The sequence below is a fragment of the Actinopolymorpha pittospori genome (assembly GCF_014873875.1).
GTDB classification, from domain to species: domain Bacteria; phylum Actinomycetota; class Actinomycetes; order Propionibacteriales; family Actinopolymorphaceae; genus Actinopolymorpha; species Actinopolymorpha pittospori.
Genome location: NZ_JADBEM010000001.1, coordinates 9480806 through 9500560 on the forward strand (window position 1 = coordinate 9480806; position 19755 = coordinate 9500560).

23 protein-coding genes are annotated in these 19755 nt (G+C 68.9%); 16 read left to right on the plus strand and 7 right to left on the minus strand.

Annotated elements, in window-relative coordinates:
- The first annotated feature begins 46 nt into the window (after nt 1-46).
- On the plus strand, nt 47-1012 hold the full coding sequence (locus HEB94_RS43870; protein WP_192755316.1) for an aldo/keto reductase: 966 nt from the start codon (nt 47-49) through the stop codon (nt 1010-1012).
- 37 nt (nt 1013-1049) lie between these two features.
- Here the strand turns inward: HEB94_RS43870 and HEB94_RS43875 are convergent, their stop codons facing one another.
- Complete coding sequence (locus HEB94_RS43875) at nt 1050-1736, minus strand: hypothetical protein (protein ID WP_192755317.1); 687 nt, start codon at nt 1734-1736, stop codon at nt 1050-1052.
- A gap of 749 nt (nt 1737-2485) precedes the next feature.
- On the opposite strand from HEB94_RS43875, the gene HEB94_RS43880 reads away from it, so the two are divergent.
- The 5 genes from HEB94_RS43880 to HEB94_RS43900 all read left to right on the plus strand — a co-directional run bounded on the left by HEB94_RS43880 (nt 2486) and on the right by HEB94_RS43900 (nt 8149).
- Nucleotides 2486-3886, plus strand: a complete 1401-nt coding sequence (locus HEB94_RS43880; RefSeq protein ID WP_202896861.1) for an ABC transporter substrate-binding protein — start codon at nt 2486-2488, stop codon at nt 3884-3886.
- Nucleotides 3883-4902, plus strand: coding sequence for a carbohydrate ABC transporter permease (locus HEB94_RS43885; RefSeq protein WP_337918389.1), 1020 nt, complete (start codon nt 3883-3885; stop codon nt 4900-4902). The genes HEB94_RS43880 and HEB94_RS43885 overlap by 4 nt, the downstream gene beginning before the upstream one ends.
- Nucleotides 4899-5834 (plus strand): carbohydrate ABC transporter permease, encoded by a 936-nt coding sequence (locus HEB94_RS43890; protein ID WP_192755318.1) that lies wholly within the window; start codon nt 4899-4901, stop codon nt 5832-5834. Before HEB94_RS43885 ends, HEB94_RS43890 begins: the two co-directional genes overlap by 4 nt.
- A 77-nt stretch (nt 5835-5911) precedes the next feature.
- On the plus strand, nt 5912-7072 hold the full coding sequence (locus tag HEB94_RS43895) for a mandelate racemase/muconate lactonizing enzyme family protein (protein WP_192755319.1): 1161 nt from the start codon (nt 5912-5914) through the stop codon (nt 7070-7072).
- A gap of 45 nt (nt 7073-7117) precedes the next feature.
- Nucleotides 7118-8149: a LacI family DNA-binding transcriptional regulator gene (locus HEB94_RS43900; RefSeq protein ID WP_238363141.1), complete on the plus strand. Its 1032-nt coding sequence runs from the start codon at nt 7118-7120 to the stop codon at nt 8147-8149.
- On the opposite strand, the gene HEB94_RS43905 is transcribed toward HEB94_RS43900, so the two are convergent.
- The 3 genes from HEB94_RS43905 to HEB94_RS43915 form a co-directional block, all read right to left on the minus strand.
- Entirely contained in the window at nt 8100-8804 is a 705-nt protein-coding gene (locus HEB94_RS43905; protein ID WP_192755321.1) for a nucleoside/nucleotide kinase family protein, read from the minus strand. The two genes, HEB94_RS43900 and HEB94_RS43905, sit on opposite strands and share 50 nt — an antisense overlap.
- Nucleotides 8805-8827: 23 nt before the next feature.
- Nucleotides 8828-9565: a formylglycine-generating enzyme family protein gene (locus tag HEB94_RS43910; protein ID WP_192755322.1), complete on the minus strand. Its 738-nt coding sequence runs from the start codon at nt 9563-9565 to the stop codon at nt 8828-8830.
- Nucleotides 9566-9693: 128 nt separating this feature from the next.
- Nucleotides 9694-10503, minus strand: coding sequence for an SDR family NAD(P)-dependent oxidoreductase (locus HEB94_RS43915; protein ID WP_192755323.1), 810 nt, complete (start codon nt 10501-10503; stop codon nt 9694-9696).
- Between the two features lie 177 nt (nt 10504-10680).
- Here HEB94_RS43915 and HEB94_RS43920 point away from each other — a divergent pair, with 177 nt between their 5' ends.
- Nucleotides 10681-11271 (plus strand): TetR/AcrR family transcriptional regulator, encoded by a 591-nt coding sequence (locus HEB94_RS43920; protein ID WP_192755324.1) that lies wholly within the window; start codon nt 10681-10683, stop codon nt 11269-11271.
- Between the two features lie 64 nt (nt 11272-11335).
- On the opposite strand, the gene HEB94_RS43925 is transcribed toward HEB94_RS43920, so the two are convergent.
- Nucleotides 11336-11776 carry a PPOX class F420-dependent oxidoreductase gene (locus tag HEB94_RS43925; RefSeq protein ID WP_192755325.1) on the minus strand — a complete coding sequence of 147 codons (441 nt, stop codon included), beginning with the start codon at nt 11774-11776 and terminating at the stop codon, nt 11336-11338.
- Between the two features lie 171 nt (nt 11777-11947).
- Between HEB94_RS43925 and HEB94_RS43930 the strand changes: the two genes are divergently transcribed.
- The 8 genes from HEB94_RS43930 (at nt 11948) to HEB94_RS43965 (ending at nt 18679) form a co-directional block, all read left to right on the plus strand.
- Nucleotides 11948-12568, plus strand: a complete 621-nt coding sequence (locus HEB94_RS43930; protein ID WP_192755326.1) for a TetR/AcrR family transcriptional regulator — start codon at nt 11948-11950, stop codon at nt 12566-12568.
- A gap of 49 nt (nt 12569-12617) precedes the next feature.
- Nucleotides 12618-13598 (plus strand): aldo/keto reductase, encoded by a 981-nt coding sequence (locus HEB94_RS43935; RefSeq protein ID WP_192755327.1) that lies wholly within the window; start codon nt 12618-12620, stop codon nt 13596-13598.
- Between the two features lie 54 nt (nt 13599-13652).
- Entirely contained in the window at nt 13653-14129 is a 477-nt protein-coding gene (locus tag HEB94_RS43940; RefSeq protein ID WP_192755328.1) for an NUDIX domain-containing protein, read from the plus strand.
- 33 nt (nt 14130-14162) lie between these two features.
- Entirely contained in the window at nt 14163-14738 is a 576-nt protein-coding gene (locus HEB94_RS43945) for a hypothetical protein (RefSeq protein WP_192755329.1), read from the plus strand.
- A gap of 202 nt (nt 14739-14940) precedes the next feature.
- Complete coding sequence (locus HEB94_RS43950; protein ID WP_202896863.1) at nt 14941-15966, plus strand: YncE family protein; 1026 nt, start codon at nt 14941-14943, stop codon at nt 15964-15966.
- Nucleotides 15967-16074: 108 nt separating this feature from the next.
- Nucleotides 16075-16632 carry a hypothetical protein gene (locus HEB94_RS43955; RefSeq protein WP_192755330.1) on the plus strand — a complete coding sequence of 186 codons (558 nt, stop codon included), beginning with the start codon at nt 16075-16077 and terminating at the stop codon, nt 16630-16632.
- 192 nt (nt 16633-16824) lie between these two features.
- On the plus strand, nt 16825-18153 hold the full coding sequence (locus HEB94_RS43960) for an MFS transporter (RefSeq protein ID WP_192755331.1): 1329 nt from the start codon (nt 16825-16827) through the stop codon (nt 18151-18153).
- Nucleotides 18154-18391: 238 nt separating this feature from the next.
- Nucleotides 18392-18679, plus strand: a complete 288-nt coding sequence (locus tag HEB94_RS43965; protein WP_192755332.1) for a hypothetical protein — start codon at nt 18392-18394, stop codon at nt 18677-18679.
- Between the two features lie 99 nt (nt 18680-18778).
- Here HEB94_RS43965 and HEB94_RS43970 read toward each other — a convergent pair whose 3' ends face one another.
- Together HEB94_RS43970 and HEB94_RS43975 are read right to left on the minus strand one after the other, a co-directional pair.
- Complete coding sequence (locus HEB94_RS43970) at nt 18779-18985, minus strand: DUF397 domain-containing protein (RefSeq protein ID WP_337918390.1); 207 nt, start codon at nt 18983-18985, stop codon at nt 18779-18781.
- Entirely contained in the window at nt 18982-19443 is a 462-nt protein-coding gene (locus HEB94_RS43975; protein ID WP_238361782.1) for a Scr1 family TA system antitoxin-like transcriptional regulator, read from the minus strand. The genes HEB94_RS43970 and HEB94_RS43975 overlap by 4 nt, the downstream gene beginning before the upstream one ends.
- On the opposite strand from HEB94_RS43975, the gene HEB94_RS43980 reads away from it, so the two are divergent.
- Nucleotides 19395-19679, plus strand: a complete 285-nt coding sequence (locus HEB94_RS43980) for a hypothetical protein (RefSeq protein WP_192755334.1) — start codon at nt 19395-19397, stop codon at nt 19677-19679. The genes HEB94_RS43975 and HEB94_RS43980 overlap by 49 nt on opposite strands.
- Nucleotides 19680-19755: the final 76 nt, after the last annotated feature.

Here is a 19755-nt window from a genome sequence, read left to right on the forward strand (position 1 = left end):
AGATAGTCGTGTCTCATCCGGCTGGCTTCGAGGAAGGGCACAGCTCATGGGGAAGCGCCGACTCGGCTCGACGGACATCGAGATCACGCCCATCGGACTCGGCTGCATGCAGTTCGCCGGCCCGGGAATGGTGGAGCAGTTCTATCGCGCGCTTGATCAGCCGTCCGTCACCCCGGTGGTGAAGTCGGCGCTCGAGGGCGGCATCAACTGGTTCGACACCGCGGAGATGTATGGCCGGGGCGCCTCGGAGCGCGCACTCACGACCGCGCTGCGGGAGTCCGGCGCGAGTCCGGGCACGGTGGTGGTCGCCACGAAGTGGGCGCCGATCCTTCGTACGGCGGCGAGCATCGGGCGCACGATCGACGCCAGGATCTCCTCCCTGCAGGGCTATCCCATCGACCTGCACCAGATCCACATGCCCTACGGCAGCCTCTCGGCCATTCCCCGGCAGGTGCGGGCCATGACCGCGCTGTGCCGCGCCGGACAGATCTCGTCGGTCGGCGTGAGCAACTTCTCCGCCCGGCAGATGAGAACGGCGAGTGCGCTCCTTCGCGGTCAGGGCCTCACCCTCGCCTCCAACCAGGTGCAGATCAGCCTGTTGAACCGGAAGATCGAGCGCAACGGCGTGCTGGAGACGGCACGCCAACTCGGCGTCACCCTGATCGCCTACTCGCCCCTGAGTTCGGGGGTCCTGAGCGGGAAGTTCCACGAGGACCCGGCGAACGTCAGGTCCCGCCCGCGAGTCCGCCGGCTCGTCGGGGGGCTGAGCCCACGAGCCCTCGCCCGTACGGCGCCGCTGGTCGACGCGCTGCGCGCGATCGCGCGGGCCCACGGCGCCACCGCGAGCCAGATCGCGCTCAGCTGGCTGACGACGTACTACGGCGAGACCGTCGTCGCGATTCCCGGCGGGACGAAGCCGCACCACGCGCAGGAGGCGGCGGCCGCGATGCATCTTCGACTCTCCGAGCGGGAGCTCGCCCAGCTCGACGAGCTGTCCCGCCCCGCCCGCTAGGCCGGCGACGAACAGATCGGCGGGCGCCGCGGCAGCGTCAGCCGGGCAGGCGGGCGTCCACCACGACCGCGACACTGAACGTCGTCCCGTCCGCCTGCAGTCCGTGGCAGCCCGGCTCGCGCACCCAGGTCGCACCCGGCCAGTGACGGTAGCCGTCGACGACGTTCACGCCGCGCCCGGCGGGGATCTGGACGGCCAGGGTGTGCGGACCCTCGCCGAACGCGACATCCCCGGGCGCGTCGAGGCGCCGGCCACGGAGCAGGACCGGGCCGGTGTAGGCCGGGTCCGCGAACCACAGCGTCTTCGCGCCGTGCCATCCCTCGACCCGCTGCGGCCCCAGCCGCAGCACTCCGTCCCACGCGTCACCTCCGACGACGGCGCGTACCGGTCCCTCGCCGACAGCGGTACCGCCGAACGGCAGGCCCGACGCGAGCGTGGCGCCGTTCGTCACCGGGCACCGGCCGGTCACCGCGGGGAAGCGCAGGTCCCGCCACAACGCGCTGGGTACCGCACCCGGTCGAGGGGTCGCGCAGATCTGGGGCTGCCGGGCACACGACTCGTCATAGGTCCGGGGCGTTCGCAGGGCATCACCGCCCGGCGTGACCACGGGCGTCGACTCGCGGACCCCCGGGCGGCTCGACTCCTCCGGCCCACCTGAGGACGACGCCGTGCAGCCACCGAGCAGACAGGTCGCGAGGACGAAGCACACTGCCGCGCGTCTCATCGGGCCCCCTCTCCCGTCGACGCTCCCGCGATCACCCCAGCACAGCCGCGCACCGAACGCCACCCCACGCCCTCCCGAGGAGGGAGCCCACCGGCCCGCGTGATGAGCCGGACGCACAGGGAAGTCATTCGTCACATCGCCGACCAACTCTTGACATGCGCGACGATGTGAGCGCTAACATTGCACACCGGTCAGAGGTCTGACCGAATGTCGTCCGGACGTCACCTGAATACGGACGACAAAGCGACGACCACCTCGTCCGGCACGTTGTGGAGGTTTCGAAGGAGCGGTCTTCGCGGCATCCGGCCACGAGGACGGCGCAGGAGCGAACGACAGCGAAATAACGGGAAACGCGAGTCGCGGCGACCTCAGCGAGCGGTTTCGCGATCACTGTCACCGGGCGAGTTCCGGGTATTCCTTCATGCCGTCGCCCCTCTGACGGGCGCCACTGATGCCCCTTGCCCACAAGGCGAATCGGGCACCCGCGACCGAGTTCACCCCACCGGCGAACGACTGTCCGCGTCCATTCGACGTCACCGTCGGCGTCCATTCGACGTCACCGTCCGCGTCCACGCAGAGTCACCGTTTCGGGTCTCTTGTCAGCCACGAACGTCAGCGACCCATGCCCACGTCACCAAACGTCGGCGCGCAGTTCCGAGTACGAGCGCCGTCTCGCATGCCGTGGCAGGCGCCGTCATGAGGACCCGATGCGTAGTCCCTTGTCGAATCCCCGAGAAAAGGCGTACCCAATGATGAGAAGAAGAGGTCCCCTTGCCGTTCTCGCGGCGCTCGGCCTGACCGCGGCTCTCGCCGGATGCGGCGGCGGCAGTGGCACCGACGACGGCGCTTCTTCCGACAAGAGCCTCACGGTGTGGACTCTGGAGGAGCAGCCCGACCGACTCGCGAAGGCCAAGGCCGACGCCGCCAACTTCACCAAGAAGACGGGTGTCAAGGTCAAGCTGGTCGGCGTCAACGAGGACCAGTTCCCCCAGCTGATCACCGCGGCGTCCGCCGCCGGAACCCTCCCCGACGTCGTTGGCGCGCTCCCACTCGCCGCCGTGCGCACGATGTCGGGCAACGACCTCGTGGACACCGACGCGACCGCCGAGGTGGTCGAGGACCTCGGTCCCGACACCTTCTCCAAGTCCGCGCTCGCCCTCACCAAGGACGGCGACGAGCAGGTCGCCGTGCCAAGCGACGGCTTCCCGCTCTCGGTGATCTACCGCAAGGACCTCTTCGAGAAGGCCGGACTACCCGAACCGAAGACCTACGCGGACATCCTGAACGCCGCGAAGAAGCTGAACGGGCCGAACATGGCGGGCTTCGTCGCGGGTGACAGCCCGAGCACGTCGTACACCCAGCAGATCTTCGAGTTCATGGCCCTCGCCAACGGGTGTGAACTCGTCGACAAGTCCGGCAAGGTCACCCTGGACAGCAAGGCCTGCGTCGACGCGTTCGACTTCTACGGCGACCTCACGCACAACTACTCCGTGCCCGGAGCCATGGACTCCACCTCGACGAAGACCACGTACATGGCCGGCAAGGCCGCCATCACGGTCTGGGCGTCGTTCGTGCTCGACGAGATGGCCGGCCTCGTCGACGACGCGAAGCCCACCTGCCCCGAGTGCGGGGCCGACCCGCGGTTCATCGCGAAGAACAGCGGGTTCGTCACGAGCATCCAGGGTCCGGACGGCAAGGCGCCGATCGCAGGCGGCGACGTGACCTCGTGGGTGATCAGCGCCGACGCCTCGACCGACGCGGCCAAGCAGTTCGTGGAGTACTTCATGGACGAGGGCTACCTGCCCTGGCTCGACCAGGCGCCGGAGGGGAAGTTCCCCACCCGCGCCGGAACCGCGGACGACCCGCAGAAGTTCGTCGACGGCTGGAAGAACCTCCAGGTCGGTGTGGACACCAAGGCCAAGCTGACCGACATCTACTCCCCCGAGGTCCTCGCGGACATGCAGCACAGCGTGGACAACTTCTCCCGCTGGGGCTTTACGCAGGGACAGGGCAACCTGCTCGGGGCCATCCTGACCGAACTCCCGGTGCCGAAGGCCGTCGCCAGCCTCGCCACCGGCAAGGCTGACGGCAAGAGCACGGCCACGCAGGCCCAGAAGGCCGTCGAGTCGATCCAGGAATCGTCCCAGTGACGCAGCCAACCGCCTCCGGCGGCACCGGGCTCGCCCCGGTGCCGCCGGACCAGCCCAGCACCTCCGCCCGCCGGGTCAAGCCCGGCGCCATGCGCCGCAGCGAGGCGCGCACGGGAATCGGCCTGATCGCGCCGACCGTCCTCATCGTCCTCGCGGTCGTCGTCCTTCCCATCGTGTGGAGCATCTCGCTGGCCTTCCAGCGGGTCCGGCTGATCAACCTGCGCTCGGCCGGGCTCTTCGGGGACTACAGCCTGCGCAACTTCGAGCGCGTGTTCTCCTCCCCCGGCTTCGTCGAGACGCTGCTGACGACGCTCGCCTACTCGGTGCTGGGTACGGCGTGTTCGATCGGGCTCGGTCTGGTGGCCTCGCTCGCGCTGCGCCGGAAGTTCCGTGGCCGCGGCTTCGTACGTTCGGTGATGCTGCTTCCCTACGTCGCGCCCATCGTGGCCGTCACCTTCGTCTGGCAGACCATGCTGAGCCCGCAGTTCGGCGTCCTCAACTACTGGGGCCAGCACCTGCTCGGCTGGTCCAAGCCGGTCGCCTTCCTCAGCGAGAAGTCCAACGACCTGTCGCTGTTCGGTCTGCACGTCCCGGTCCCGACGGCGCTGCTCACGGTCATCGCGTTCGAGGCGTGGCGGCAGTTTCCCTTCGCCTTCCTGTTCCTCACGGCCCGGATGCAGGCGATCCCGGCGTCCCTGGAGGAGGCCGCACGGGTCGACGGCGCCACGGTCTCCCAGCGGTTCCGGCACATCGTGTGGCCGCAACTGCTGCCCACGATCGCGGTCCTCTCGGTGCTGCGGTTCATCTGGACGTTCACGAGCTTCGACGACATCTACCTACTGACCGGCGGTGGCGCCGGTACGGAGGTCATCAGCGTGCGCGTCTACAACTTCCTCACCGGGCGCGGCGACATCGGTCTGGCCTCGGCGCAGGCCCTGATCATCGCGGTCGTGCTCGCGGTGATGGTCGGCGTCTACCTCAGGATGTTCGGTCGGCGGGAGGAGGACCTGTCATGACGACGACGAACACCCGCCCGGCGGCGCTGGACAAGGGCGGCCGACGCCGGCGGCCCAGCGCCTTCACCCGGGACCGGTTCGAGAACGGCTTCTTCGGCGTCGCGCGCTGGGTGGTCATCGTAGGACTCGTGATCGTCACGGTCTTCCCGTTCTACTACATGGTGCTGCTGTCGATCCGCACGCTCGGCGACGTCCTGGGCAACCCCGGCGCGCTCTGGGTCGATGTCGGCGAACTCAGCCTGAAGGCCTACACCCGCGTTCTCGCACCGGTCGCCTCCGGCGGCGAGGGGTTCCTCGGCTTCATGCGCAACAGCGCGCTGCTGGCCGTGGGCACCGTCGTCCTCACGCTGGCGGTGTCGATCCCCGGTTCCTACGCCGTGAGTCGGCTGCGCTTCTTCGGCCGCCGGCACATCAGCGCGTTGTTCCTCGCGGTGTACCTCTTCCCGAGCATCCTGCTCGCCGTTCCCCTCTTCGTGTTCTTCACCCGGGTGGGGATGCGCGGCTCGCTCGTCGCGGTGTTGCTGGTGTACGTGTCGCAGACGGTGGCCGTCTCCATCTACATGCTGCGCAACTACTTCCAGACCATCCCGGTGAGCCTGGAGGAGGCGGCGGCACTCGACGGCTGCAGCCGGCTCGGCACCATGCGGCGCATCAGCCTTCCCCTCGCGATGCCGGCCATCGTCGCCAACGGCCTGTTCGTGTTCATGGCCGCCTGGAACGAGTTCCTGTTCGCGTTGCTCTTCCTCGTGGACAACCGGGACCGCTGGACGGTCTCGCTCGGGCTGTCCCAGCTGACCGGCAACAGCATCGAGATCCCCACCACGGTGCTCATGGCAGCATCAGTGATAACCACGATTCCGATCATCGTCATCTTCTTCGCGAGTGAGCGCCTGCTGACCGAGGGCCTCACGAGCGGGGCCGAGAAGGGCTGAGCGGGCACACCCCGCCCGCCACGCCCCGACCACCCGCCGTCGAGGCCTCCACCATCACTATCCGAAGGGCACTGTGCATGCGCATCGAGAGCGTCACCCCGATCTTCGTCGACCGTTACCTGTTCGTGGAGATCAGGACCGACACCGGGCTCGTCGGGCTGGGCGAGTCGGGCGCCTGGGGTTTCCAGGAGGGCACCGCGGCGACCGTCGAACGCTTCGCCGAGTACCTGGTCGGACAGGACCCGCTCAAGATCGAGCACCACTGGCAGTACCTCTACCGGTGGACCCATTTCCGCGGCTCCGTCGTCATGGGCGCCGTGAGCGCGATCGACATCGCCTTGTGGGACATCGCCGGCAAGCACTTCGAGACACCGGTCCACCAACTCCTGGGCGGCAAGGTCCGAGACCGTGCCCGGGTCTACTACCACGTCTTCGGCGAGACCACCGACGAGCTGTGTGAGGGCATCGCCGCGGCCCGCGGTGAGGGCTACACCGCCGTCGGCCACCTCACGCCGTTCGTCGACGCGCCGCGCGACGAGAGCTACTTCGAGACCCACGTCCGCAAGATCGAGAACGCCGCCGCGTCCGTCGCGCGCTACCGCGAGGTCGCGGGCACCGACGTCGACCTGTGCATCGAGATCCACCGCCGGCTCGCACCGTACGAGGCGGTCCAGCTCGGCCTCGCGATCCAGGAGTACACGCCGCTGTTCCTCGAGGACCCGGTGCTTCCCGACAACATCGACGAGATGGCCTACGTCGCCTCGAAGATCAACATCCCGATCGCGACCGGCGAGCGGTACACCTCGCACTGGGAGTTCCAGATGCTGCTCGCCCGCGGCGGTGCGCAGATGGTCCGCCCGGACGTCTGCCTGGTCGGCGGCATCACCGGCGCCCGCAAGATCGCCGCGATCGCCGAGGCCTCACACGTCGGCGTGGTCCCGCACAACCCGCTCAGCCCCGTCTCCACCGCGGCGTGCCTGCAGATCGCCGCGACGGCGCCGAACTTCGTCCTGCAGGAGTTCCCCAACGAGACCTGGGGTTCGGCCGGTGACATGCGTCCGGACCCCGCCAAGCTCGTCACCGGCGCGGCCCTGCACGACGGCGAGGGCTTCGTCCACATCAGCGATGAACCAGGCATCGGCGTAGCACTCCAGGCCGACGCCGAGCAGCGCTACCCTTACCGCAAGCGTCAGATCCTCACGCGTCTGCACGTCGACGGGTCGGTGGTGGATCAGTAGCCCTACCCCGTCTACGGAGAGAATGCGATGAACCGCCGGGTGACCATGTCTGACGTGGCGAAACTCGCCGGAGTTTCCCATCAGACGGTCTCGCGCGTCCTCAACGAACCCGGCCGGGTCACCGCGGACACGAGGGCACGGGTCCAGGCCGCGATCGAGCGGCTCAACTACCACCCGAGCACGGTCGCCCGTGCCCTCGCGAGCCGCCGGACCAGAACCATCGGACTGTTGAGCACCGGTCTCGCCCTGCACAGTCACTCCAAGCGGATGATCGCGTTCAACGAGGCGGCGCGCTCGGCCGGCTACCAGGTGAGCATGGCGAGCCTGGCGAAGGCCGAGCGCGAGACCATGCTGCCCGCGCTCGGCGTACTCCTCGGTCAAAGTGTCGAGGGCATCGTCCTGATCGCCGCCGACGAACGCGCTCTCGAGATCATCCAGGACGTCGACCTCGGCGTCCCCCTCGTCATCGCCGAGAGCAGCGGGCGTGGCGGTCCGCACAACGTGTCCATCGACCAGTTCCTCGGCGCGCGGCTGGCGACCGGACACCTGGCCGATCTCGGCCACCTCGCGATCGCCCACCTGGCCGGTCCCACCTGGTCGCTGGACGCCAACCAGCGGCTTCGCGGCTGGCGGGCCGAGCTGGAACGCCGTGGCCTACCGGTGCCCGAACCCTTCTTCGGCGAATGGACTCCGGAAAGCGGCTACCAGATCGGGCGCCGGCTCGCGGAGAGCGCGGAGGTCACCGCTGTCTTCGTCGCGAACGACCAGATGGCCATCGGACTCCTGCACGCGTTGTCCGAGTGCGGCGTACGGGTCCCCGCCGACATGAGCGTCGTCGGCTTCGACGACATCGCGGAGGCGGCCCACTTCATCCCACCGCTGACGACGGTCCGGCAGGACTTCAACCAGCTGGGCCGGCAGATCCTCGCGACCCTGCTCAGCCTGATCGAGGATGTGGAGTCCGGCGAGCCCGTCCACACCGAGCCGAAGCTCATCGTCCGGGAGTCGAGCGCCGCGCCTCGCCTCCTCACGACGGGCGCGAACCGTCGGAAGGCCACCGCACCACGACAGGTCTGAGCGGGTCGCCCATGTCGAGCACGATGTCGGCCCGGTCGGAAGGACGTGCCTCCGCGCGGTACAACTCCTGTCCGGGCAGGTACCGCGCGAGGTAGCGCTCCTCCACCGTGGCCACCGAGCCGAACAGCGCGACGTCGCGGACGAGGGCGCGCCGCAACGTCTCCTCCGGTTCGACGTGGAGGTAGACCGTCACGTCCCAGTGGTCCCTGACCTGCGGGCGTAGCAGGAAGACACCGTCGAAGAGCAGGATCGCGTCGTCGTCAGCCCGACGGCGTTCGGCAACGACGTGCTCCTCCGACCGCAGGTCGTAGGTCGCCGGCAGATAAAGCCCGTCGCCGCCCGGCCCGAGTGGGCCGAGCACCGAACCCACGACCGCGTCCTGGTCGAAGGCGTCGAGGTAGTAGCCCTCCGGCGACAGGGATCCCCGGCGCCGACGGACCTCCTCGGGCCGGTGAAAGTCGTCGACGCCGAGCCGGATGACGTTCCGGCTTCGCCTCAGCGCGACCGCGACGTCGTCCGCCAAGCGTGTCTTGCCGGCCGCGTCCGGACCGTCGACGGCGACCCGCAGCGGGTGCGGGAGCCGGTGCCGAGCGAGATGCTCGGCCAACCGGGCCACCACCTCGTCGCGTTCGTGACCGCGCGTGTGCGCCCTCATGCGCTCGAGACGGTAGTCGATGCTCAGTCGACCACGAGCCTGATCGCGAGCGGCTCGCCCACGGAGTAGATACCGTGCCGCCGGTCGCAGCGGGCCAGGTCGCGGGCGTGCATGAAGCCGCCGCCCTTGGTGATGTAGGGCGAGTGGGCCCAGTCCTCGCGTTCGGGTACCTCGCGCGGAGCGCCGGGGAAGGGGGCGTAGAGCGTGGAGGTGAGTTCGTCGGCGTTGCCGGCCATGTCGAGCAGCCCGAACGCGCTCCGGCCCTTCGGGTACTGACCGACCGGTGACGTGTCGCCCCGACCCGACCGGCCCAGGTTGGCGCGGCCCTCCTCCCACTGGTCGCCCCACGGATAGGTACGCAGGTCGTCGCCGCGCGCGGCGCGGACCCACTCCTCCTCGGTCGGCAGGCGTACGGTCCGGCCGGTGAGTTCGGACAGGGCCTCGCACAGTGCCAGGGTCTGCTCGACCCCGACGGTGGCCGGATGATCCGGGCCGCCGTCACGGACGGGCAGGATCGCCGTCTCCTCCGCCAGGACGCGAACCTGTGCGACTGTCAACGGCACCTTGCCAATCCGGAACGCGGGCACGGAGACCACGTGCCGGGGAACCTCCTTGAGCAGCCACCCGGGCTCGATCCCGCCCATGTCCGGCGCGGCGAGTTCGGCGTGGACCGTGTCGAGGTCCGATCCCACCACCACCTGCCCCGCCGGCACCTCCACCAGGTCGTCCTCGATCCCCGCGAGCACGCTTGCCACGTCCATGTCGGCCTCTCCTCCGCCGTCCTTCGCTTCGGCACGAGCCTGGCATCGAGGACGGTCGCCCACCATCGGCCCTTCGACCGACCTGCCGTCTGTCTGCCGACGTAGGCGGGACGGGCGTGGTCGGGTACTCAGCCGCGGCCGGCCACGGCGAAGCGTTCGGCCGCGTGCCGGCGGGACACGTTCTCGGCGAGCTTCAGCCGAGCGGCCTCGAAGGCGTCCCAGTCCGCGACGTCGGGCAGCGAGGGGACGGTGACGAGTTCACCGGCGTCGAGTCCGGCCAACGCCGCCTCGACCGCCTCGGCCGGCTCCATCACGATCTCCTCGGGGAGGCTCGACAGGGGCACCCAGGAGCCGTCCCAGATCGCGGTCCGCACCGCACCGAACATCACCGCCTGCACCCGTACCCCGGTCCCCGCGACTTCCTGGTGCAGGCCCTGGGTGAAGGTCAGGACGTAGGACTTCGTACCACTGTAGGCACTCCCGGACGGCAACAGGTTGACGGCGAGCGCCGAGGACGGGTTGATGATGGTGCCGGTCCCTCGCTCCACCAGGCTGCCGAGCACCGCGCCCGTGAGCCGGGTCAGGGCGGTCACGTTGAGCTGGAGCAGCGTCGTCACCTCGGCCAGGTCGGCCTTGACCAGGGGTGTCAGTCCGCCGACGCCGGCGTTGTTCACCAGAACCTCGATCCGCTGGTCCGTACGCAGCCGCTCCTCCAGCGCGCGCAGGTCGGACTCCACCGTGAGGTCCGCGACGAGGACCTCCGCGTTCACCCCCGTCTCCTTCGCGACCCGGGCGGCCAGCGTGTCAAGGCGGTCTTGTCGACGGCCGACCAGCAGCAGGTCGTGCCCTCGGCGGGCCAACTGGTCGGCGTACGGCTCGCCGAGGCCACCGGAAGCGCCGCTGATCACCGCCAGGCCGGTCGTTGTCGCTTCACTCATCGGAAGCCTCCATCTCCAGGAAGTGTGGTCCCCGGCGGCGTCGCGACCAGGTGGATCGCGCATCACCCCGGTAGATGACGACCATAATCTAAACGTCCGGGCCGGGCACCCGATAGGTGATGCACGTCATATAAACTCTCGGAGTCGGGACGAACGACAGGTGAAGGGAGCGCACAGATGGGACGCGCTTCGAAGGCGGACGCGCAGAAGCATCGCGACGAGGTGGTGACCGCCGCGGCCCGAATGTTCCGGGAACGCGGCATCGGCGCGGTCAGCGTGCCCGAACTCATGGCGGCCGCCGGACTCACCCACGGCGGCTTCTACCGGCACTTCCCGTCCAAGGACGCCCTCGCGGCGACCGCGGTCAGCGCGGCCTTCGCCGAGCAGGTGGCCTGGACCAAGGCGATCTTCGAGCGCCACCAGGGCGACCCGGAGGCAGGCCACGCGGAGATCGTCGACGTCTACCTCTCCACCGACCACCGCGACCAGCCGGGCACCGGATGCGCCCACGCCGGCCTGGCGATCGACGCCTCACACACGTCCACGGACAGCGGCGTACGCGAGGCGTTCGCCGCCGGTATGCGTGAGACGGTGGACACGCTGGCGACGTCGGGCGGGCAGACGCGCGAGAGCAAGGCTCGACGCGAGGCGGCCCTGGTCGAGCTCGCGACCCTGGTCGGCGGGATGGTCCTGGCGCGGGCGACCGCCGGCGAGGAGATCTCCGATCAGGTCCTTGCCGCGGTCCGCAAGAGCCTCGCCCAGACGTGATCCCGCCTCGCGCCGACGCCGACGGCGACGGCGACGGCGACGGCGACGGCGACGGCGACGGCGATCAGTCGACCGACGCGCCGACCGTCCGGGCGTGGGTCTCGTAGGAGCCGGTGTCGATGCCCCACGAGACGATACGGAGCGGCTCGATCCGCAGGTAGGCCTCATCCATCGGGAACGGCACGGACAGGCGCTGTCCCACCTGCGCGCCGCCGCTGTCGTGGGTCCGCACCCGCCCGCGAATCTCCACCCCCCTCGGCGTCCAGGGGGCCACAGACGCGAGGTCGTCGACAATCAGGGCCGCCTTGCCGGTGCGCCTGGCGTCCCGGTACTTCTTGCTGGCCACCATGTCGCCGGCGGAACCGATGACGACGGTGTCGTCCTCGGGGTCGTAGTAGGCACCCACCGCGGTGGCATGGGGCATCCCGTCGCGCCCGACCGTGGCCAACCGGCCGAGCGGTTGGGTCCGCAGATAGTCGATCTCCGCTGCGCTGAACACGCTCATTCGCCGTCTCGCTCTCGATCTCGCCGGACTGAGGTCTCACTGGATTGAGGTCTCACTGGCTGGAGCAGGCCCGGCACCCGTCGCCGACCCACACACGCTAGGGTAAAACGCACATGGCAATAATTACAACGATCGTTGCAATCCAGCTGGAGAGAGGAGCGATCGCGGGACATGGCCACACCCCGACCACGCGGCGGACTGACGGACAAACGGCGGGCGATCCTCACCGGCGCACTCACCGTCTTCGCCCGTGACGGCTACACCCGTGCGAGCGTCGACGCGATCTCCGCCCAGGCCGGCGTCTCGACGCGCACGATCTACAACCACTTCCAGGACAAGGCCGACCTCTTCCGCACCGTCATCCAGGAGAGCGCGGGCCAGGTGGCGGCGGCACAGATCGCGATCATCGAGCGGCACCTCCACCGGATCAGCGACCTCGAGGCTGACCTGGTGGAGTTCGCGCAGGCGTGGCTCACTCCCATGCCCGACTACGCCGATCACTTCGCCCTGGTCCGGCAGGTCGACGCCGAGGCCGGCCACATCCCGCAAGCCGCGGTTGACGCATGGCAGCAGGCCGGTCCACTCCGGGTCCGCCGCGAGCTTGCCCGCCGGCTCCAAGGATTCGCCGACCGGGGACTCCTGCGCATCGAGGACGCCGAACGGGCGGCACTGCACTTCTCGCTGCTGATCTCCGGCGCCAACCCCTCCTACCGCGGCGAGGTCCGCCGGGACACCGCCGAGACCGTCCGGGCCGGCGTCCACGCCTTCCTGTACGGACATCTCCCACGGTGAGTCAGCCGTACCCGGACCGAGGGCGGGACAGAAACGTGAAGGACGACGAGTGCGCTATCGGCTGATGGGCCAGACGGGTCTACGGGTGTCCGAGCTGTTCCTCGGAGCGATGAAGTTCGGCACGCCGGAGGGTGGGTCGCCCCCGGAGGAGTGTCGCCGCATCGTCGATCTGTACGACGACGCGGGCGGCAACGTCGTCGACACCGCCAACGCCTACGGCGACGGTCGAAGCGAGACCATCCTCGGCGAGCTCCTCGAACGTCGTCGCGAGCGGTTCGTCCTCGCGACGAAGTACACGATCTCGCGCGACAGCACCGACCCGAACGCCGCGGGCAACCATCGAAAGAGCCTCGTCCACGCGCTCGAGGCCAGCCTGCGCCGACTCCGGACGGACTACGTCGACGTGTACTGGGTCCACATGTGGGACCGCCACACGCCGCTGGAGGAGACGATGCGCGCACTCGATGACGTCGTCCGCGCCGGGAAGGTCCTCTACGTCGGCATCTCCGACGCGCCGGCCTGGGTCGTCTCCCGCGCCAACACCCTCGCCGAATGGCGCGGATGGGCGCCGTTCGTCGGTCTGCAGGTTCCGTACAACCTCCTCGCCCGCGACATCGAACGCGAGCTGTTGCCGATGGCGGAGGCGTTCGGGATGACGGTGGCCGCCTGGGGGCCGCTCGCCCACGGTCGCCTGTCCGGCCGGCTCGAAGGCGCGACCGGTGCCCCGACCGACGGGCATGCGGTCACCCTGGCCCTGCGGGAGGTCGCCGACGAGGTCGGTGCGACACCCGCCCAGGTCGCGATCGCCTGGACCAGGGCAGCGTCGCGCGCGGTGCATCCGATCCTGGGCGCGCGTACGGCAGAACAGCTCAAGGACGGCCTGGGCGCCCTCGACGTCGTCCTCACCCACGACGCCCGTGCCCGCCTCGAGGCGGCGACCGACTTCACCGTCGGCTTCCCGGGTGACTTCATCGCCAAGTCCAGCCCCTGGGTGTTCGGCGAGGCCTCCGGCAGACTCGACGGCAGGTGAGAGACCCTCGAACCGATGAGCCCGCTGAGACAGGCACGAGCGAGGGAGGGCGACATGGGTCGCGTCGACTTCTGGGACGACCCGAACGCACCGGCCCCGAACAGCCTCGTCCCGTCGGTGACGGCGGTCGTGGTCCGAGACGACACCCTTCTGCTGATCCACCGGGTCGACAACGACCGCTGGGCCCTGCCCGGCGGAGCGATCGAGCTGGGCGAGTCGAGCATCCAGGCCGCAGTGCGTGAGACCAGCGAGGAGACCGGCATCGACATCGAGGTCCAGGGCCTGGTCGGCGTCTACACCGATCCCCGGCACGTCATGCGCTACGACGACGGGGAGGTGCGCCAGCAGTTCAGCCTCTGCTTCCGCGCCGATCCCGTGGGTGGTTCGCCACGCCCGCAACCATCGGAGACCAGGGCCGTCCGCTGGGTGGCCCTCGACCGGCTCGCGGATCTCGACATCCACCCCAGCATGCGCACCCGGATCGAGGACGGCCTCGCCTGGCGGCCGGGGACGGCCGCGAAGATCATTTGATCGTCGCGGTGTCGGCCGCCCTAGACTGCCCTGATGACGGATCACGGGGGTACGTCGGAACAGCTGTGGACCGTCCGCGCTCGCGTGCTCGAACGGCCGCCGCGACCTCCGACCGCCTGTCACACGGTCCTCACGTCCGACCCACCGGCCGGCTGCTCCGGCGTCGAGGTGGTCGGGCTGGATCCGCGCACGGTGCCCGGCGCGGCGATCCATCGCGGCGGCACGGTCTTCACCCCGACGCTCCGGCTGACCGGCCGCTACGACGGCGGGCGCCTCGTCCTCACCCAACCCCCCACGCTCGTCCAGAGGCGCGCGTACGCGACCCCTCCGGTGCGCAGACGGACCGGCTCCGTCCCCGCCGGCCCTGGCGCTGCGCGCACCATCGAGGCCGCTCCTTCAGACGTCGACCTGGCTGCGATCCGGGAGCGACTTCACGCCGACGCTGAGCTCGCCGACCACGGCATCGCGATCCTCGGCTCGGGTCAGGCCGGCGGCCAGGTGCTGCTCTGGGTCGTCGTGGCCGGACCCGAGCAGACCGAGTTCCTGCTGGACCGCTACGGCCCCCACCTCGTGGTGGAGGGCTGGCTGGAGCCGGTCCCGCCGCGATGAGGCCACGAACGATTCACCCGCTGGTCGAGAGACGTTCCGGACGCGGATCGCACTGATCGGGACACTGCGTCGAGTTCGCGCCGTGAGCTGTCGCCGTCCTCGCCCCGAAACCGGTGCGAACGACTGTCGCCGCTCACGCAGGCATTCCCAGGTCGTCCGATCGTCCTCCGATGTCGTTCTCGAACGGGAGTATCGAATGCTCGTGCGCACCAAGCCAGGAACCCGACTCCTCGTCGCGCTCGCGGCGACCGCCGCGGCCGGGGCGGTGGCTCTCACCGCGATTCCCGGCGCCGCCTCCGCGGCCGCACCCACCCGGGCCGCCGCCCACGTCGGCACCCAGGCCGTTGGCACCCAGGCCGTCGGCACCCAGGCCGTCGGCACCCAGATCGTCCGCTCCGCCGCGGCCGTGCCGCCCGTGCTCGACGGCACGGTGGTCGCGTCCTTCGACGCCTTCGACGCCAACCAGGCCATCGCGGTGGACAAGAAGTACTTCTACGCCGTCAACAACCGGACCATCACCAAGCACGACAAGGCCACGGGCAAGCCCCTGCTGCAGTTCGCCGGGGCCTCGGACGGTCCGATCATCCACATGGACAGCGGCGCGGTGGTCGGCAACAAGCTCTACGTCGCCCACTCCAACTACGACGAGTCGCCGATGGAAAGCTCCATCGAGGTGTTCGACACCGAGACGATGCGGCACGTCGGCACGCACAGCTTCGGGATCTACCGCGGTTCGCTGACCTGGCTGGACCGGCACGACGGCGCGTGGTGGGCCGGCTTCGCCAACTACGACGTGGTCCCGGACGGCGAGAGCGAGCCCTACGGCGAGACCTACAACACCCAGGTCGTGAAGATGGACAACGACTTCCAGGCGGTGGAGTCCTGGACGATCCCCACGCAGATCCTCGACCGGTTCAAGCCGATGAGCAACTCCGGCGGCTCCTGGGGCCCGGACGGTCGCCTCTACCTCACCGGCCACGACCTCGGCGAGGCCTACGTCATGAAGGTCCCCGCCGCCGGCGCCGAACTCGAATGGGTGGCCACGGTCGAACTCCCCGAGATCCAGGGCCAGGGCATCGCCTGGGACCGCTCCGGCGCCAAGCCGACCCTGTGGGGCATCAGCCGCGCGGACAGCAAGGTGATCAGCTTCTCGGTCCCCTACCGGAATATCAGCGACCCCGAGCGGACTGACTGGGAGATCCTCGGCCCGGGTGAGTTCCAGCAGTGACGTACCGCTCTGACCATCCGTGACGTGGCCGGCCCGGTCGGGTGACCGACCGGGCCTGGCCGCCGTGCCGGTGCCGGGGACGGTGTCCGGTACCGGCAGACTTCGCCGGTGCTCGAGGAGAAGGTCAACCAGAATTTCGGCCAGGTTCTACGCCGGCGAGGTGTTCTCATCCTCGCCCTGTTCGCACTGGTGTGGGCCGCCGCCGGCATCTCCGGACTGCCCTTCACCGGTCCGACGCAAATCCTGGTCGGGGCTGTCGCCGTACTCGTGACCGTCGTCGCTCTCGCCCTCGGCCTACGTCCCCAGGGGACGGCGGGCACCCGCCCGCGCGACCTGCCGGACGGATGGCGTCGCCGGGTCGGCCAGGTCAACCTCGTCGAGGTGGTTCTGGTCCTGGTGACCATCTTCGGCTGCGCCCGGCTGGGCGTGCCGATGCTCATCCCACCCGTCGTGTGCCTGGTCGTCGGCGCCCACTTCCTCCCGCTGGCGCGACTCTTCGACCAGCCGCAGTACCGCTGGACCGGCATCCTGTTGTGCGTCGTCGCGGTGGTGGGGTTCGTGATCCTCGCCGCGGGCGGGAGCACCGAGGCCACGCGCGCGGTCGTCGGCCTCACCGCCGCGCTCATCCTGTGGGCGTCCGCCCTGCACGTCGCCTTCCGCGGCTGACCGCGCCACTCCCCCTCCCTGGGGCCGGGCTCGCCCACGGGAGGTCGGTCGCGGCGATCCGGACCCCCTCCCTCCCACGGCTACGGGCGAGTTCTGGGTAGAACCAAACCTGCGGGACCCAGAGCGTGCCTCATCTGTCGTACGGAACGTGGACCACGCCCAGAGGATGGTGGCCGGGAGGGGTGGTCAGTCATGGCGTCGAACCGGAAACCCGAGACCGAACCCGCCACGCTGCGCCGCGCCATCGGGGCGTCCGCCATCGGAAACCTGATGGAGTGGTACGACTACGGGGTCTACGGCTACGCCGCGGCGATCATCGGCGAGGTCTTCTTTCCGTCGCAGAGTACGACGGCCGCGTTGCTGTCCTCGTTCGGCGTGCTCGCCGTCTCGTTCGTGATCCGCCCGTTCGGCGGGTTGTTCTTCGGCCCGTTGGGTGACCGCATCGGTCGGCAGCGGGTACTCGCGACCACGATCATCCTGATGGCATGCTCGACCTTCGCGATCGGGGTGCTGCCGTCCTATGACCAGGTCGGCGTCTGGGCACCGATCCTGCTGGTCCTCGCCCGTCTGGTGCAGGGCTTCTCCACCGGCGGTGAGTACGGCGGCGCCGCGACCTTCATGGCGGAGTACGCACCGGACCGCCGGCGTGGGTTCCTGAGCAGCTTCCTGGAGTTCGGCACGCTCAGCGGGTACATCCTCGGGGCGGGGTTTCTCACCGCGCTCACCTTCGCCCTCCCGCACGCGGACATGCAGTCCTGGGGTTGGCGGATCCCGTTCCTCGTCGCGCTGCCGTTGGGACTGGTCGGGCTCTACCTGCGGTTGAAGCTCGAGGACACTCCGGTCTTCCGGGAGTTGCAGGAGACCGGCAACGTCTCGCGGGCGCCGCTACGGGAGAGCATTTCGCGGAACTGGCGACCGATCCTGTCCCTCATCGGTGTCGTGATCCTGCTGAACGTCGCCGACTACACGTTGCTGACGTACATGCCGAGCTATCTGTCCGACGTGCTCGACATCAGTTCCTCGGTCGCCCTGCTCATCCTCGTCGGCGTCATGCTCGTGATGTTGGCGGTCATTCCGTTCGTGGGTGCGCTCTCCGACCGGGTCGGGCGTAAACCCGTGCTCCTCGCCTCGGCGATCTGCTTCGTGGCGTTCTCCTATCCCGCCTTCTGGCTCATCTCGCGGGGAAACCTCGCCTACACCGTCCCGGGCATGCTGATGCTCGGGCTCTTCCTCGTCCTCTATCTCGGGACGGAGCCGTCCACGCTGCCCGCGATCCTCCCGACCCAGCACCGGTATGGCGGTTTCGCGATCGGCTACAACCTGTCGACCTCGCTGTTCGGCGGGACCGCGCCCTTCCTGAACACCTACCTGATCTCGGCGACGGGCAACGAGTTCGTGCCCGCCTTCTACCTGATGCTGGCCGCGGTGGTGTCGATCGGCCCGATCCTGTCGATTCCGGAGACCGCGCGCGCGTCCATCCATGGCACGACCCGCCCGGGGACCACCCCGGTCGCGGGATGAGACCGGCCAGGCAGGGTTCGTAGGACCCAGATCGCTTCTGCGAGATATGAAAACTGGCCTGCTCGGCCCGACAACAAGACTCGTTCCTTCCTTGGTCTGCCGCACACTTTCTCCTGACCACCTCGCCGGATGAAGACAACGGCCGCTAGGGTGCGTCACCGCTGTAGGAACACTCGTCACCGTGTACGGCGCGTGGAAGGTCGAGAACAAACCGATAACTGGATGCGCGCGGAAATGTGTGCAATTCGACGTTGCGTTCATTGTCGCGATCGCGCTATTCGTGTTCACCCTCGCACCGTGGGTCGGTATGAAGGGACCTCCCGGCCCACTCATGATGAGTGCGCAACGCAACGTCGAACTTCAGCGCACCGCGAACGAGGTGGTCCGGACCATCCTCAACACCTCCGGCACCGACGAACAGCACCGCGCCCGGGATCCGGGACGCTCTGACCCGCTACGGCGTGGCGCTGAGCGCGTTCGAGCAGACCCGGAAAAGGTCAGGGCCACGCGGCAGGCCCACCCCTAGCCGACCTCCCACGACATCGACCGCTGCCGGTAGACGCAAGGCGGCCCCCCGCCGGAAGCTTACGGGGGGCCGATCAGTGCGGGCAGGAGCTTGGGTGGGTTAATGCAGGTCGAACTCGCCGGCCTTGATGCTGTCGAGGAACGACCCCCAGGCGGCCGGGGAGACCGTCAGCATCCCGCCGTCCCGATCCTTGGTGTCACGCACGCCGATGTGGGTAGTCGATGCTCCGACCTCGACGCAGTTTCCGCCGGAAGAGCTGTAGCTGGCCTTGCGCCAGTTGGTAACCTCGGCCCTAATGCTCTTCACGACATGATCCTTTCCATCATGTTGTCAGCGGCTTCGCTCAACAGGTCGGCGCTCGCTTGCGGCGAGACCGCCGCCTCGCGAATCCTGTCATACAATTCCAGCCTGCGTACGTCACTTACGTTCGTGACGACGGTGTCGTCAATCAACGTGTCAACGCTGGCGATCGTGCCGTCCTGTGGATCATGGTACGTGTAGAGCGAGAAGCTGCTCTTCGGCACCGTGAACGCCTCGATCGTCGCGTCCGCAGGAAGAACGCGAACGATTATGTGGTCACCGGCCTCGGCCAGGACGCGGTACTGAGCCGCCAGCACCTCCAGTGGGGCTGTGGGTCTACGAATGACCGCTTCGTCGATGATCACCTCATAGTGCGGCCCGTCAGACGTACCAACTACATGGAGGGGGACGGCCGGTGAGCGGCGGTGCCACCTACGACGTCGTTGGGCCAGAGACCCGGGCAAGGAACGTCCGGTTCATCTGGGGGCCGCTGAACGGCTACAACATCTACGCGGGTTCCGCCAACGTGAGTTACGGGTTCACCGTCCACAACTGGTCCTGGCATGGCCCCAAGTACCCCGGAAGGTGGTGGACCTGGGCCAAAGGGATCAAGGTGCAGCAGACAAACGACCTCCTCAAGTACATGAGCGTGGAGTCGACGCCTACCGATCCGATGGACGCTGGCTGGAGCACTAGCTAGTTGCTTGACATGACATGCCCTCACTTCGCCTTGGCGGGGTGGGGCACGTCCTATTGTCAATTCGACCGAGAGGACA

Bases quoted from the DNA above. Each gene is read 5' to 3' on its own strand.
- HEB94_RS43925 (WP_192755325.1), bottom strand. From the start codon at position 11,776: ATGAGCGTGTTCAGCGCAGCGGAGATCGACTATCTGCGGACCCAACCG.
- HEB94_RS43915 (WP_192755323.1), bottom strand. From the start codon at position 10,503: ATGAGTGAAGCGACAACGACCGGCCTGGCGGTGATCAGCGGCGCTTCC.
- HEB94_RS43905 (WP_192755321.1), bottom strand. From the start codon at position 8,804: ATGAGGGCGCACACGCGCGGTCACGAACGCGACGAGGTGGTGGCCCGG.
- HEB94_RS43960 (WP_192755331.1), top strand. From the start codon at position 16,825: ATGGCGTCGAACCGGAAACCCGAGACCGAACCCGCCACGCTGCGCCGC.
- HEB94_RS43910 (WP_192755322.1), bottom strand. From the start codon at position 9,565: ATGGACGTGGCAAGCGTGCTCGCGGGGATCGAGGACGACCTGGTGGAG.
- HEB94_RS43920 (WP_192755324.1), top strand. From the start codon at position 10,681: ATGGGACGCGCTTCGAAGGCGGACGCGCAGAAGCATCGCGACGAGGTG.
- HEB94_RS43880 (WP_202896861.1), top strand. From the start codon at position 2,486: ATGATGAGAAGAAGAGGTCCCCTTGCCGTTCTCGCGGCGCTCGGCCTG.
- HEB94_RS43940 (WP_192755328.1), top strand. From the start codon at position 13,653: ATGGGTCGCGTCGACTTCTGGGACGACCCGAACGCACCGGCCCCGAAC.
- HEB94_RS43945 (WP_192755329.1), top strand. From the start codon at position 14,163: ATGACGGATCACGGGGGTACGTCGGAACAGCTGTGGACCGTCCGCGCT.
- HEB94_RS43875 (WP_192755317.1), bottom strand. From the start codon at position 1,736: ATGAGACGCGCGGCAGTGTGCTTCGTCCTCGCGACCTGTCTGCTCGGT.
- HEB94_RS43890 (WP_192755318.1), top strand. From the start codon at position 4,899: ATGACGACGACGAACACCCGCCCGGCGGCGCTGGACAAGGGCGGCCGA.
- HEB94_RS43900 (WP_238363141.1), top strand. From the start codon at position 7,118: ATGTCTGACGTGGCGAAACTCGCCGGAGTTTCCCATCAGACGGTCTCG.
- HEB94_RS43930 (WP_192755326.1), top strand. From the start codon at position 11,948: ATGGCCACACCCCGACCACGCGGCGGACTGACGGACAAACGGCGGGCG.
- HEB94_RS43895 (WP_192755319.1), top strand. From the start codon at position 5,912: ATGCGCATCGAGAGCGTCACCCCGATCTTCGTCGACCGTTACCTGTTC.
- HEB94_RS43870 (WP_192755316.1), top strand. From the start codon at position 47: ATGGGGAAGCGCCGACTCGGCTCGACGGACATCGAGATCACGCCCATC.